This is a genomic window from Microcoleus sp. CAWBG58, assembly GCF_020883045.1.
GTDB lineage: Bacteria > Cyanobacteriota > Cyanobacteriia > Cyanobacteriales > Microcoleaceae > Microcoleus.
The window spans coordinates 1-14,598 of record NZ_JAHRFA010000044.1 but is presented as its reverse complement, the minus strand read 5'-3'; the positions used below and the strand labels follow the sequence as shown (position 1 = coordinate 14,598).

Below are 14,598 nucleotides of genomic sequence, written 5' to 3'. Positions count from 1 at the left end.
TTAACAGTTAACAGTTTGTAGGGGCGGTGCCCCCGTGCCCGCCCTCTCCGTTGACAGTTGACAGTTGTCAGTTGTCTGGATTTTTTGAGCTATGATTAATAACTAATGAGTGATGACCACTGACTAATCAGGGCTGTTTCATTCTCCAAAAAACGAAGATTTTGTATGAGTAGTGCCAAGAGTGCCTACCCCGCCCCACCGACGAAAAATCGGTTATTTCTGAGATGGGGGCGGGCACGGGGGCACCGCCCCTACAAGAGAATGAAACAGCCTTGACTGACTAATGATTAATGACTAATGACTGCTAACAACTGACAACTGACAACTGACTACTGACTAATGACTAATAACTAATGACTGATGACTAATCACCAACCAGAATGGCAGCGATTGCAAAAAGCTCTTTCCGTAGAAGCCGATCGCGGATTTAACGACATCCAAGGCAGTCAATACCGCTTCAGCGAGTTTCTCGGCCTGAGTTTGAGACAGTTGGCTGGCGCTGTCACTGGTTCTTCGCGCGATCGCGCCAGAGAACTTGCTGTGGAATTTGACATCTACCCTCAGAAAGATCTCGAAGGGCGCCAGCATTCGATCGCCATTACAGTCAGTTTCCTCAGACAAATGGAGCAAGTTTGGGAAGAACAAACGACACAAGTTCGACTAGAAAACGCTGCCGATTCAAGCACGCCAGCGGTGAACGTTCCCCGAACCGCACCTCTGAATACAACACCTCCACCGCCTAGCTTGACTTTAGATCAACCGTTAACGCGCGTGACAGGCATCGGCCCAGCCAACGGCAACCGCTTGCTAAAACTCGGTTTAGACACCGTATACGACTTGCTTTATTATTATCCCCGCAACCACATCGACTATGCAAAGCAAGTACGAATTCGCGAGTTAGTAGCGGGGGAAACAGTCACTTTAATCGCTGAAGTCAAGCGCTGCAATTGCTTTTCTAGCCCGAAAAATAAGAAATTAACGATATTAGAAGTAATTTTAAAAGACAGTACCGGAGAAATTAAAATCAGTCGCTTTTTTGCCGGGCCTCGCTATAGCAATCGCGGGTGGCAAGAATTCAAAAAGCGCGAGTATTGTACTGGTGCGGTGCTGGCTGCTTCGGGGTTGGTGAAGCAGGGTAAATACGGCATTACTTTAGAAAATCCTGAGTTGGAAGTATTAGATGACTCCGGCGGTGCGATCGAATCTATGAAAGTCGGCCGCCTGATTCCTGTTTATCCGCTGACGGAAGGGGTCGATGCAGGTTCGGTGAGGCGATCGATCCTAGCAGCAATTCCGGCGGCGAAACTGTTGCCAGAATCGCTACCGGAGGATTTGCGCGAACGTTACGGCTTAATGGGTTTAGCCGATGCGGTGGCAAATATTCACTTTCCGCTCGATCGCGATTGCTTGTCCGCCGCCCGCCGCCGCTTAGTTTTCGACGAATTTTTCTACTTGCAATTAGGACTCTTAAAGCGCCGCCAAACTCAAAGAAAAGCTCAAGCCAGCGCAGTCATCCTTCCTAGCGGAAAATTGATCGAACATTTCTATGAAATCTTGCCTTTTGCGATGACGAATGCTCAGAAAAGAGTAATTAACGACATCCTCAACGATTTAGCTTCGCCGCAACCGATGAACAGGTTAGTGCAAGGAGATGTCGGTGCTGGCAAAACAGTCGTCGCCGTAGTCGCAATGCTAGCAGCAATTCAATCCGGCTATCAAGCAGCATTAATGGCGCCCACAGAAGTTTTAGCAGAACAACATTACCGCAAATTGGTAGGTTGGTTTAATTTGATGCACTTGTCTGTCGAACTGTTAACTGGTTCGACAAAAGTAGCCAAACGCCGGGAAATTCACAGCCAGTTAGAAACCGGAGAATTGCCAGTTTTAGTGGGAACTCACGCGCTGATTCAAGATACGGTGAATTTCCATAAATTGGGTTTGGCTGTAATTGACGAACAGCACAGATTCGGCGTGCAGCAGCGCGCTAAATTGCAGCAAAAAGGCGAATCTCCCCACGTTTTGACGATGACAGCAACTCCGATTCCCCGGACGCTGGCGCTGACTCTGCACGGCGATTTAGACGTGAGTCAAATTGATGAACTTCCCCCCGGCCGGCAGGCCATTCAAACGACCGTCCTGTCGGCAAAAGAACGCCTCCAGGCTTACGATATGATTCGCCGGGAGGTGGCGAGCGGGCGTCAAGTTTATGTGGTTCTGCCTCTGGTGGAGGAGTCGGAAAAGCTGGATGTGCGATCGGCAATTGAGGAAAAAGAGAAACTCGAAAAAAGTATATTTCCTGAGTTTAAGGTAGGCTTGCTCCACGGTAGGATGAGCAGTGCTGACAAAGATGACGCAATTACTAAGTTTCGGGATAAGGAAACTGATATTTTAGTATCTACTACTGTGGTGGAAGTGGGAGTAGACGTACCGAATGCTACGGTAATGCTGATTGAAAATTGCGAGCGTTTTGGACTCTCGCAGTTGCACCAGTTGCGGGGTCGAGTCGGCCGGGGCAGCAGCCGTTCTTATTGTTTGTTAATGCCCGGTTCTAAGGCTGCGGAAGCTATGCAGAGAATGAAGGTTTTAGAACAATCTCAAGATGGCTTTTTTATTGCGGAAATGGATATGAGATTGCGCGGGCCAGGTCAGGTTTTGGGAACTCGACAGTCTGGTTTGCCGGATTTTGCTTTGGCGAGTTTGGTTGAGGATCAGGAAGTTTTGGAGTTGGCGAGAGAGGCCGCGCAAATGGTAATTGAAAATGATGAAAGTTTGAATCTCTGGCCTGTGGTGCGGGATGAGTTGGAGCGGAGATATCAACGGATGATGAGCGGGTCGATTTTGACTTAGATAGTTTCGGACGCAGCTTAATTAAATATCAGGTGCCGATTTGCTATAAAGCTTGCTCTACAAGCATTATTCCTTCTGAGAACAAAGTATTTTCTTGAAAAAAAACTGGTTTCTGGGCTTCATGTCTAAGCTGCTATACAAATACTAGACAAGTCTAGACATTTGCTTCTTACTTCATCGGGAGCATGGGAGCGGCTATCCCTCGGTAAGCTTTCACGGTTTAGCCAACCGTGATAAATTAATCGCTGCATTTAAATCCCTGTCCATCGAATGACCGCAACTTCCACAGTTGTAAGTTCTTTCTTTTAGTGGCATATCTTGGATGTGTCCACAACTTGAACAGGTTTTGCTTGATGGAAACCAGCGATTAGCAACGATTATCTCACAACCAAACTTTTTGGCTTTGTATTCTAGCTGACGTTTGAATTCATGGAATCCACAATCAGCTATTACCTGTGCTAGTTTGTGATTTTTTAGCATCCCACCGACATTCAAATCTTCTACTACTATTGTTGCGTGGTTTTTGCATAAGTAAGTAGTGATTTGGTGCAGAGTGTTTTTCCTGAGGTTTGCTATCTTTGCATGATGTTTCGCTAACTGGACTTTAGCTGTGTATCTATTTCCAGAACCTTTGACCTTTCTCGCAAGACCTCTTGATAATCTCTTGAGTTTTGCCAGATGCGCTTTATAGTGCTTTGGGTTCGGAAATACTACACCATTTGACAGTGTAGCAAACTCTTTTACTCCCAAATCAACTCCTATAATGTCATGACTTTTGACCGTTGGTTCGTGACGAGAGCTCGTAAGCAAAAGCGATAAACCAACTGTCGGCAGCGCGTGAAATGGTGATTGATTTACAAGTTGTGTGAGGTAGTCCTTCGTGAGTTTTTACCCAGCCGATTGTCGGCAGCTTGATGGATGTACCGCCCACAGGAATCGGCTTGCCACCAGCGTCAATAGTAAAAGAGTCGTGATACCCTTTCTTTTTAAATCTGGGATATCCACTTTTCTTTGCGAAAAATAAGGAGAACGCATCTCCAAGATTGTCAAAAGCATATTGAGTTATCTTTTGGCAGATTCCCGTCTCTTTAATCCATGTAAACTCAGGTTTGACATGATTGTTGAAGAATTTCTTAAGCAGGTATTTGTTTGGCTTTAATCCATCTTTATAAAGATTACTCCAAGCAGCCAATCCCCAATTATAAGTAAACCTAGCTATTCCTGCGTGCTTACTCATCACCGTTGCTTGACCCCTATTCAGCTTTAACTTTGTTTTGATGGACAAAAGCATTGTTCGACCTCAACACTCGATTTCTTTGTTTAATTCTGTCACATCTTCTAATGGTACATCGTAGATTTGTCTACAAGTGTACCATTTTGTCTATTTATTCGCTACCTAGGTACTAGCTCTATTTGTTCAATGAGTGCCTCAACCTAACGGGAGTATCTCATTTTTGCAAAAAGCATTTTTTCTTTCAGTGCGAGCTCGTATAGCTCGCGTGCTTTATAAAGCACGCTCTTCGTGGACGCTCGCACTACAAATGCAAAACCCAGATGCTCCCAACCCAACCTATTTTGTGAGATAATCTTTACCTTGATCAGGGTTATTTTTATGGATTGTAAGGATTCCCGTACCGATCGAACTAAAAATCCTTCGCAGGAATGACGGGGAAGTGTCAAAATTAAGATAGTTAAGCCAGAAACAGGGGAAAGGAAATCTAGCCTGTACTGGCCGCTAAGGCAACATTGATTCCTCGCTTGTTACGCTTGCAGGTGGTCGCCGACGGTTCGTCGCATTTAATTCTCAACAGTAATTATGAAAGATCTCACTCGTTATCGAAATATCGGCATCTTCGCCCACGTAGATGCTGGCAAGACCACCACAACTGAAAGAATCCTGAAACTGACGGGTAAAATCCACAAAATCGGTGAAGTACACGAAGGCGCGGCGACGACTGACTTCATGGAACAGGAGCAAGAGCGCGGGATTACGATTCAATCCGCTGCTACTACCTGCTTCTGGAACGAGCATCAGCTCAACATCATCGATACTCCCGGACACGTCGATTTTACGATCGAGGTTTACCGCTCTCTGAAGGTTCTCGATGGCGGTATCGGTGTGTTCTGCGGTTCCGGTGGAGTTGAACCGCAATCGGAAACTAACTGGCGCTACGCTAACGATTCTAAAGTTGCTCGTATCGTCTATATCAATAAGCTCGATCGCACGGGCGCAGATTTTTACCGAGTTGTCCAGCAAGTCGATAAAATCCTCGCAGCTAAACCAATGGTAATGGTTTTGCCGATCGGTATTGAAGACAAATTTTGTGGCATGGTCGATTTACTCACCCGCAAAGCATGGATCTGGGATGATTCGGGCGATCCGATGGGCTACACAATTCAGGATGTTCCGGCCGATATGGTCGATGATGTTGAGAAATACCGCGAACAGTTGATTGAACTGGCTGTCGAGCAGGATGATAACCTGATGGAACAGTACCTCGAAGGCAACGAGCCGAGTATCGAAGATTTGAAACGGTGCATCCGCAAAGGCACCCGCGACATGGCATTTTTCCCCACCTACTGTGGCTCGTCGTTTAAGAATAAGGGCGTCCAGTTGGTACTTGATGCAGTCGTTGACTACCTTCCGAACCCGATGGAAGTTACGCCTCAGCCTGAGGTGGATCTCGAAGGCGAGGAAACAGGTAATTTCGCGATCGTCGATCCAGAAAGACCCCTGCGCGCCCTAGCATTTAAGATTATGGACGATCGCTTCGGAGCTTTAACCTTCACGCGCTTGTACTCCGGTAGGATATCGAAAGGCGACACCGTACTCAACACCGCCACAGGTAAAACCGAGCGCATCAGCCGTTTGGTAGAAATGCACGCCAACTCCCGCGAAGAAATTGACTCAGCTCAAGCAGGCGATATTATTGCGATCGTAGGTATGAAAAACGTCCGCACCGGACATACCATCTGCGACCCCAAAAATCCCGCAACCCTAGAGCCGATGGTGTTCCCAGAACCAGTCATCTCCATTTCGGTCAAACCGAAACTGAAAGGAGGCGAAGAAAAAATGGGCGCCGCGCTGACCAAGATGGTACAAGAAGACCCATCTTTCCACATGGTGACAGACGAAGAAAGTGGCGAAACCATCCTCAAGGGCATGGGCGAACTGCACCTCGACATCAAAGTGGACATTCTGCGACGCACCCACGGCGTCGAGGTAGAAGTTGGCGAACCTCAAGTAGCCTACCGCGAGTCAATCACCAAGCGCCTCGAAGACAACTACACCCACAAGAAACAATCTGGTGGTTCGGGTCAATTTGCGAAAATTGGCTATATCGTCGAGCCTGGTGAAGTCGGAAGTGGCTTCGTGTTCGAGTCAAAAGTAACCGGCGGTAGCGTCCCCAGAGAGTATTGGCCAGCCGTGCAAAAAGGCTTCCAAAGCTGCATCGATGTGGGCGTCTTGGCTGGATTCCCCTGCTTGGACTTGAAATTCACCCTGCTGGATGGAGGTTTCCACCCAGTTGACTCTTCAGCAATGGCTTTTGAAATTGCAGCTAAAGCCGCCTACCGCCAATCTGTACCCAAGGCTGGGCCTCAGTTGCTGGAACCGATCATGAATGTCGATGTCTTCACCCCAGACGATCACATGGGCGATGTCATCGGCGACCTCAACCGCCGCCGGGGGATGATGAAATCTCAGGAAACCGGACAAACAGGCGCGCGGATCAAGGCAGATGTGCCGTTGAGCGAAATGTTTGGCTACATTGGCGATTTGCGTACCATGACTTCTGGGCGCGGCCAGTTTTCCATGTCTTTCTCGCACTATGCTCCTTGTCCGAGCAATATCGCTGAGGAAGTGATCAAGGATGCGAAAGAGCGTCAAGCTGCTAAGTAGTGTATTGAATGTAAGTGCGATCGAATAGTGCGATCGTACTTTACGAACAAGTATCCAGAAACCGGGTTTTTTCACGAACATCCTTCGCCACAGCGACGAGATTAGGTAAAAAACCCGGTTTTTTTAATATTGGTGCATCCAGGACTCTTCAAAAAATCTGTTTGTAGTGCGGACTTCAGTCCGCTTTCTGCTGCGGACTGAAGTCCGCACTACGAACCTTACTTATCGAGAGCGGATTTGATATGAATCTGCCCTATCGTAAGGGCGATCGCAGATTTATGAAATAAGTCAAGCATCATATTTGCTAAGATACAATGAATAATCTACAACCCAGGTAGGTAGCCATGACAGCCACCCTGATCCCGAATCAAACTAGCGGTATTCTGCTAAAAAATATTAGCTGGAAAACTTATGAATCCCTGCTGAATGAGTTAGGGGAACAGGGAGGAATTCGCCTGACTTACGATCGAGGAACATTAGAAATTATGACTCCTTTAGCACCCCATGAAGGTAGTAAGAAAATTTTAGGTCGTTTTGTGGAAAGTGTCACAGAAGAATTAAATATCGAAATTTGCAGTTTGGGTTCTCTAACTTGTCGGCGCGAGGATTTGGCTCGCGGTTTGGAACCGGATCAGTGCTACTATATCCAAAATGAGAATGTGGTTTGGGACAAAGAACAAATCGATCTCAATCAAGATCCGCCCCCAGATTTAGTTGTGGAAATTGACATTACTAGCAGTTCGATCGATCGCCTTTCTTTATACGCAAGTTTAGGGGTGCCGGAAGTTTGGCGCTACGACGGAAATCGTTTAATAATTTATCAACTGGAAGCACAGGAATATGTAGAAAGAGATGTTTCTCCGACTTTTCCTTTTTTGTCGCAAGTTGAGATGCTGCGCTTTTTGGAATTGAGGAGGACTACCAAGGAAAATGCTTTACTGCGGTTATTCCGGGAGTGGGTGAGGACTCAAATTCAGTCAGGAGAGTGAACGGGCGATTCACGCTGGGGATGGCTGCGTTTGACGCTGTTTTTAGCAACCGCAGATGAACGCTGACTGACGCGGATGGATGACTCGGACGATCGCCTGAAATTTACCTTAATTTCGCCCTTGCATATCTTAAACCGTATCCCTAATGTTCTCCTCCTTCTCAATTTTGATAGAGATGCAACGTACCGATCGCCTGGCCGGAAAACTGCGAGAATTAAATATTGACCCGGATACAATTTAGCAACTTTATTTCATGAAATAGCGAGGTTGACATGACTCAAATAAATCCCGATCGCACTACTGGAACAATTGCGATCGACGTTGGCGCTCAATCAAACGGGCAGTATCTGTGTCAGATATCATCATCTCTGAGCGATCGCCCCCACGATACCATGAATTTTTACGGACAGACGAAAGAACACGCGATCGCGATCGCCTCTGCATCCAGGATTAAAATAACCAGGACTATTGATTTTAACTAATTTGGCTTTTTACCCAATTCCGAAATGCTTTAACTAATTCCAAATAATCCATTGTTTCCGATTGTTCCAGAAAACTGACAATTTCTAAAACAGCTACACTCGGAAATGCCAAACTGCGATCGCATTCCACATACCCTCGCTCTTCCAATCTGTTAATTCTGAGCCGCGAACCATTGTAAATCCACACTTCCGGCACTCCCAGATCGGCATAAACCTGCAAGGTACTGTCGGATCTGCTGGTAATATCAATTTCCAGCACTAAATCTGGTGGTGGATCTTGACTCATATCGAGTCGTTTTTTGCCTTTAATTGCACTAGCATTCTGGATGTAAAAACAATCATCTGGTTCGGCACCAATAAGTTCGGGACGTTTGAATGTCGTAGAACCCAGAGGTTCAATTCTCACATCTAATTCTTCTGCTAATGTTTCAACAAATCGACCCATTACTCTTTTGTAAACTTCATGTTCTGCTGAAGGCACCATAATTTTTAAATTGCCACGATTGTATGTCAGTCTAATTGGCCGATCGCCAATTTCGGAAAGCAACGTCTCGTAAGTTTGCCAACTGATATTTGATAACTCGACTATTTGTTCGGGCGGACTGAGAGTTTTAGCAATCATGGGGCTACTTTGGTGAAGAGTTCGCAGGCACTTTTAAAGTACATCATATCATCTAAAAAATAGGTTCGTAGTGAGGACTTCAGTCCGCATCCGATGAGAGAGGACTGAAGTCCTCACTACGAACAAAATTGCAAGTTATTCGCCTGCAAAATCGGCGCGAAACTTCTGGACAACTCGATTTAATTCCACGGAATGAGAAGCTTTAAATAAAATACGATCGCCCTTTTCAACAAATCCCAACAACCGCTTTGCTAAAACTTCTCGCCCATCGGGCGCCGTAATGTCTCCTATCTCCACAAAAGGCACGCCCGCCGCACCCGCCGCCATCGCCGCCGCTTCCTCAAAATCCGCAAACACAAACAAAGCATCGAGGTTTAAATCCCGCGCCGCCTTTCCCACTTGTCGGTGAAATTCGATCGCCCTTTCGCCCAATTCCTTCATCGTGCCCAACACCGCAATCCGGCGCTTTCCCGGAGTATCCGCTAACAATCTCAGCGCCGCCAACATCGACTCCAAACCAGCATTGTAAGTCTCATCGAGAATCACAACATCAGAAGGCAAATCGTAGCGGCGCGCCCGTCCATCCGGTAACTGCACGGACAAACCTTGCTGTAAAACTTCCCACTTAATCCCTAAAACTTTTGCTACCGCCAAAGCCGCCAAATAATTTACAGCATTGTGCCTTCCAGCCAAGGGCAGCGGCAATTCCACACCTTCTACAAGCATTGTATCATTATTCAGCAATTCCCCGCACAAATCGCCGCCTTCTAATCCGTAACTTAAAGTTTTTCCCTGCCAAACTTGCGGCGCAGTTGCCATTAATCTGTCAGAATCATGATTGAGAATAGCAATACTTTCAGCAGGCATTTCGGCTAGCAGTTCGCACTTAGCTTGGGCGATCGCATCTTCCGAACCCAATCGTCCGATATGTGCCGTTCCTACATTGGTAATTACCGCTACAGTAGGACGCGCAATTTGTGATAGCAGCGCAATTTCTCCTAGCCCGCGCATTCCCATTTCAATTACAGCATAATTGTGTGAGGGCGAAAGCTCCAACAGAGTTTTCGGAACTCCAATTTCATTGTTGTAGTTATATTGAGTTTTAAGAACATTTCCCTGCGTTGACAAAACCGCTGCAATTAATTCTTTGGCAGTAGTTTTACCTACTGAACCAGTAACACCAATTATCGGTATACTGAATTGGTCGCGCCACCAACGGGCGATCGCCTGATAAGCTTTTAAAGTATCGTCAACGCGCAACAGCGGAAAATCGGGAACTTCATCTTGGTAAGTGCGATCGACTACCGCAGCAATCGCTCCCAAATCCCGGGCTTTTGTCACAAACTGATGCCCGTCAAAATTTTCTCCCCGCAGCGCTAAAAATACTTCGCCGCCCTCAATGGTGCGCGTATCTGTAGCAATACCTGTCCCTACAACTGTCAGAACGTCCTCAGACACAGCAGGCAAAGGTACAGTTAAAATTTCAGCAAGTTGGGCGATACTTACGCGACAGACCATATTAGCAGCACTCACATTTCAAATCATTATTTTCACAGCTAATCCTACCTCGCTCCACCTCACATTTAACTGACAACAGTTCAAAAAAGAATGCAACTGCTTTGCCCGCAATCTCAACTCTGGGAGTTCTCAGTCATTCCCATCGCAAATCGCCAATCGCAAATCGTCAATCGTATAAAAGGGGGCTGTCGCATAGGATTTACCTTGACACTCTTCAACAGTTGACAGTTGACCCCTTGACAGTTGACAGTTGGTCGTGAAAAGCGAACTCTACCATCAAGATCGAGGATTAGAGTAATGAATAGTCTGATTTTAATTTCTCCCGATCGGGTTTCCGGATTTCAACCAATTCTTTCGGGTAATAAATTATCTGGAACACACCGACAATCTTTACGAATAATTTACAAAGTTTGTGGTGATTTTAGGCCTTGCTAATTGCCAACAATTCATGTCATGCTGGTGTTGAGAAATCGTTTAACTAAGTAAAAAAGATCGATCGGCTTCATCTACTGACCGCTTCTACCCGCAAGTCTCCGAAGGCGAGAAGCTCGGTTGACTCAATTTAGGTGCTTCATCTGCCAATTTATATTTGCCAATGGCGCTTGAAGCTCCTGCCCAATCCTTGGAGGGTTAATCCACAGTGAACGACTATAACAGACAGAGCCAGGAAGAAGAACAGCTACTTTACAACCACTGGCTGGAGTTGGTAAAAGTAGAGCAGCCGATCGAACTAATCGACCGTTTTCGCACTTTGTTTATCTACGGTAACGGATATCGCGATCGCGCCATCGCTGAAGCACTCGAAAAAATAGCAGCCTCACCCTACGCCGAACAAGAATTCAAATACATCCTCAACCGTTGCTGCCACATCCTGATCAACCGCTGGCAAACATACCCCGGCAAGCAAGCAGCTATCCCGGAATTGATCGCTCTGTTTGAAGAAGCCCCCAAGATATTATCTCGATATAGTCGATCGCGCCCTACTCACTCCATCCCCCAATTAGTCAATCAATTTACCGAAAGCGAACAATACCTCACCCTCAAACGCTTAGCCAAAGTCATCACCCACAGCAATGAAGACAGCAACGGCAAAACTCCCACCACCCTAGCCCTCGGAACCTTAATTCCCCGATATCCTTACCTCTACAAACACTGCCTCCTGAGCGACGACAGCACCTACGAACAGCAAAAAATTATTCAAAAAATCCAAGCTCAAAACCAGCAGCAATTTGAAATCGACCTCTCACAATACGTTGCTCATCAAGTGAGAAAAGCCGAGGTAGCGCGCCGGCATACCTCAATCTCCTTCGGCAGAAATATACAGACTATCAAAAACCCGACGCTGTTGAGCGACCCAGAACTGTTCTTTGCCCTCAAGCAATTTGTCGGAAAAGTAGAAGGAGCCGATACCTACCGACAGCTAGCCCACCGCTTCATGGCGAACACCAGCACAAGTGTGTCCTACAAATCCTTTAAAGACGACTTATACGAATACCTAATTTCTTCCGTTACCGACGATGGCTATGGCAAACGTCAATTTAACGAAAAACTGTACAAGCAACTACAAAATACCTTTCCTCACAACGATGCTCAGAAGTTCAACGAATTTTTAACGATCAGAACTTGCAGCCAGTTATTGAACTTTTTAGTAGTAGAGAGTCCTGCGCGGCCCAATCACTTTGTCTTCATCGACCTGATCTCCAACCTCGGGCCCACCCAAACCACTGGTTTGCTGCTGAAGATCGTGCTAATTTGTGGCAAAGTCAAGCCCTATCTAGAAAAGCGGTTGGCAATTTTGTTCGGTCACTACGAATTTTCTACCCGAGAAGGCGTGGTGTGGTTAGTCAAAGCCTTGGAAAACCTGAATCTCGCTTTGAGTACCAATTTTGGGAATCTAGACGTATCTTTCCTGCGGTAGCCGGCCAGTCCCACAACTTTCTCGGGTTCGAGTTTGGCAAAACATCACAGCTCAAAATCCGGTTTCTGAATACCATAAAAGTTTGACATGGAATTATCAGAAATTTGGGTTTAAAACCCCGTCCTTCGCTCGACGGCTTTCTGCTATAGTATTCGCAGGTTGCTGACCGTGAGAACGTGAGGAAACAGGTTGAACGTCCTACTCCGGGATCTCAAAATCTTTAACCGTCAATGGTAAAAACCAAATCCACACGGTAAGAGCAAATAAAAATCAACTAGCGTGGGACACACGCGAATTTACGCTTGGGGAGTAGTCCGTAAGAGTGCTTGCTGTAAAAGGTGTAGTTGGACGCTTACATGAAACTGTAAGACCAAAACTGACATTGTTGGTAGAGGCACGATTGGGCCCAAGAATCCTCGTACCTGATAGTCGAGGAGTGTTAAAACGACTTAATTAAGTGCCGAAAGCTACTCAAAAGACGGCATTCTGTGCTAAAATCCCAAGTGTATCAGATTCGGTTGCAGGCTTTGTTCATTGCTACAGAATTGTTTAAAAACTTGCCCTTCTGTATCGGCAGGGGACTCTCCGAAACTGAAATCTTTGCACTGTCTAATTTTTGGAGTTATTCCTCATGTCGATATACGTCGGTAACTTATCCTACCAAGTTACCCAAGAAGACATCACCACCGTCTTCGCCGAATACGGAACCGTTAAGCGAGTACATCTACCTACCGACAGAGAAACCAGTCGCCCGCGCGGCTTTGGTTTTGTAGAAATGTCAACAGATGCCGAAGAAGATGCAGCGATTGCTGCTCTCGACGGAGCAGAGTGGATGGGTCGCGATCTCAAAGTTAACAAAGCTAAGCCCCGTGAAGATGAAGGCGGCCGGGGCGGCGGCAACCGGGGCGGCGGCGGCCCAGGCAAATTTGGTCGCGGCGGTGGCGGCGGCGGCGGCGGACGTTATTAATTTCCTAATTAATTTCCGACGATCGAGATTTGAGATGGGAGATCTGAAATTGGGGATCGAGGCCACCTAGCTTTGAACCACCGTCCGAATAATTTCCGGCCCGGTTGCTCCCAACCTTTACTCTTCCAGTCTCGCGATCGACCGCATTAAATATGCCAAAAAGCCAAGGTTAGTCCCTTGGCTTTTTGGTACGAGGCTATTCAAGATGAGTTAAAAACTCGGTGGGTCAAGACTTTCAGGTGCCTCTAGTTTTCTAATCATCAGGTTCGATGCTGCTGCTCAATCCGTGATTGTTGAGCGTTTCAGCATAAAACTCAGCGTGTTCGAGAGCGCAAACAATCACCAGTCCCAGCCCATTGGTGTGGGCTTCCATCATCACATTCACAGCCTGTGGCTGAGTCAGACTGGGTACAGTCGCCATCAAAGTCTGCACCACGTATTCCATTGGATTGAAATCGTCATTGTGCAGCAGCACGCGGTAGCGCGGCGCAAGCTTGCGGACTGTAGAAGGCTTTTGAATAATTTCGACAGACACTAATCTATACCTCCTTACTTGTAGGATGGTGAACTACCCCACCCTACTTCCTTCGAGCTGCGCTCTGGGGTCGTTGAGGGTAGGGCTTCCAGCTTCGACGGGGAGAACCTTAGAGACGGATGACTTACGCCTTCCACCCTTGGGACTTACCTTCCCTCCACTGGCAGTAGCGCTGGTTCCCAACGCTAAAATGCGGAGTCCTTCATTTCGGATATTGAGCGCCGCATTCACATCTCGGTCATGCTTTGTTCCGCAGCTTTCACACTGCCATGAGCGAATATCTAAAGGCAAGCTCCCAACTCGATTGAGACAGACCCAGCAGGTCTTAGAAGATGGGAAAAAACGGTCTACTTCAATATAGACCTTTCCATCAAACCCTGCTTTATATTTCAACATTCTGGTGAATTCTGCCCAACTAGCATCACTGATTGCTTTAGCTAGGTTGTGATTTTTCACCATGTTTTTCACCGCTAAGTTTTCCGTCACGATGACTTGGTTTTTGTTCACCAGTTTACGGGAGAGCTTGTGCAGGAAGTCTTTTCGGGTATTAGCAATCCGCTCGTGGACTCTCGCCACAATGCGTTTCGCCTTCTTTCTAGTATTTGAGCCTTTGACTTTACGTGATAGCTTTTGTTGTTTGCGCTTCAAGTTTTTCGAGCGCGCCTTTAAGCTCCGTGGGTTGTCAAACTTGGAGCCGTCGGAGGTGATGGCAAAGTGAGTCAATCCTAAATCAATCCCTACCGCTTTGCCCTCACTTGAAGATTCAGCTTCTGGTTTACCATCATCAAATAGCAAGGAAGCAAAATATTTACCTGACGA

At 46.7% G+C, this 14,598-nt stretch carries 13 protein-coding genes; 7 read left to right on the top strand and 6 right to left on the bottom strand.

The window, feature by feature from the left end:
* Window positions 1-360: 360 nt before the first annotated feature.
* Window positions 361-2,847 (top strand): ATP-dependent DNA helicase RecG, encoded by a 2,487-nt coding sequence (recG, locus tag QZ918_RS19550; protein WP_293337811.1) that lies wholly within the window; start codon window positions 361-363, stop codon window positions 2,845-2,847.
* A 213-nt stretch (window positions 2,848-3,060) separates the two neighbouring features.
* On the opposite strand, the gene QZ918_RS19545 is transcribed toward recG, so the two are convergent.
* Both QZ918_RS19545 and QZ918_RS19540 read right to left on the bottom strand, forming a co-directional pair.
* Complete coding sequence (locus QZ918_RS19545) at window positions 3,061-3,657, bottom strand: RNA-guided endonuclease InsQ/TnpB family protein (protein WP_293337809.1); 597 nt, start codon at window positions 3,655-3,657, stop codon at window positions 3,061-3,063.
* Window positions 3,614-4,138, bottom strand: a complete 525-nt coding sequence (locus QZ918_RS19540; RefSeq protein WP_293337807.1) for an RNA-guided endonuclease InsQ/TnpB family protein — start codon at window positions 4,136-4,138, stop codon at window positions 3,614-3,616. Before QZ918_RS19540 ends, QZ918_RS19545 begins: the two co-directional genes overlap by 44 nt.
* Before the next feature lie 525 nt (window positions 4,139-4,663).
* Between QZ918_RS19540 and fusA the strand changes: the two genes are divergently transcribed.
* The 3 genes from fusA (at window position 4,664) to QZ918_RS19525 (ending at window position 8,219) form a co-directional block, all read left to right on the top strand.
* Window positions 4,664-6,748 carry an elongation factor G gene (gene fusA, locus QZ918_RS19535; RefSeq protein WP_293337805.1) on the top strand — a complete coding sequence of 695 codons (2,085 nt, stop codon included), beginning with the start codon at window positions 4,664-4,666 and terminating at the stop codon, window positions 6,746-6,748.
* Window positions 6,749-7,092: 344 nt separating this feature from the next.
* Window positions 7,093-7,737 (top strand): Uma2 family endonuclease, encoded by a 645-nt coding sequence (locus tag QZ918_RS19530; RefSeq protein WP_293337803.1) that lies wholly within the window; start codon window positions 7,093-7,095, stop codon window positions 7,735-7,737.
* A 272-nt stretch (window positions 7,738-8,009) separates the two neighbouring features.
* Complete coding sequence (locus QZ918_RS19525) at window positions 8,010-8,219, top strand: hypothetical protein (RefSeq protein WP_293337801.1); 210 nt, start codon at window positions 8,010-8,012, stop codon at window positions 8,217-8,219.
* Here the strand turns inward: QZ918_RS19525 and QZ918_RS19520 are convergent.
* Window positions 8,212-8,841: a Uma2 family endonuclease gene (locus QZ918_RS19520; protein ID WP_293337799.1), complete on the bottom strand. Its 630-nt coding sequence runs from the start codon at window positions 8,839-8,841 to the stop codon at window positions 8,212-8,214. The two genes, QZ918_RS19525 and QZ918_RS19520, sit on opposite strands and share 8 nt — an antisense overlap.
* Window positions 8,842-8,976: 135 nt before the next feature.
* Window positions 8,977-10,359, bottom strand: coding sequence for a UDP-N-acetylmuramoyl-tripeptide--D-alanyl-D-alanine ligase (locus QZ918_RS19515; protein ID WP_293337855.1), 1,383 nt, complete (start codon window positions 10,357-10,359; stop codon window positions 8,977-8,979).
* 297 nt (window positions 10,360-10,656) lie between these two features.
* Here QZ918_RS19515 and QZ918_RS19510 point away from each other — a divergent pair, with 297 nt between their 5' ends.
* The 3 genes from QZ918_RS19510 to rbp all read left to right on the top strand — a co-directional run bounded on the left by QZ918_RS19510 (window position 10,657) and on the right by rbp (window position 13,244).
* Window positions 10,657-10,794 carry a hypothetical protein gene (locus QZ918_RS19510; RefSeq protein WP_293337797.1) on the top strand — a complete coding sequence of 46 codons (138 nt, stop codon included), beginning with the start codon at window positions 10,657-10,659 and terminating at the stop codon, window positions 10,792-10,794.
* Between the two features lie 205 nt (window positions 10,795-10,999).
* Window positions 11,000-12,277 carry a Sll1247 family protein gene (locus QZ918_RS19505; RefSeq protein ID WP_293337795.1) on the top strand — a complete coding sequence of 426 codons (1,278 nt, stop codon included), beginning with the start codon at window positions 11,000-11,002 and terminating at the stop codon, window positions 12,275-12,277.
* A gap of 631 nt (window positions 12,278-12,908) precedes the next feature.
* The gene (rbp, locus tag QZ918_RS19500; RefSeq protein ID WP_293185195.1) at window positions 12,909-13,244 is read left to right on the top strand and encodes an RNA-binding regulator; all 336 of its coding nucleotides are present in this window, start codon (window positions 12,909-12,911) and stop codon (window positions 13,242-13,244) included.
* Window positions 13,245-13,497: 253 nt separating this feature from the next.
* On the opposite strand, the gene clpS is transcribed toward rbp, so the two are convergent.
* A complete protein-coding gene (gene clpS / locus QZ918_RS19495) occupies window positions 13,498-13,779 on the bottom strand; it encodes an ATP-dependent Clp protease adapter ClpS (protein ID WP_193976163.1) in 282 nt (93 codons plus the stop codon).
* Window positions 13,780-13,812: 33 nt separating this feature from the next.
* On the bottom strand, window positions 13,813-14,598 hold a 786-nt coding region (locus QZ918_RS19490), incomplete at its 5' end, for an RNA-guided endonuclease TnpB family protein (RefSeq protein ID WP_293337793.1).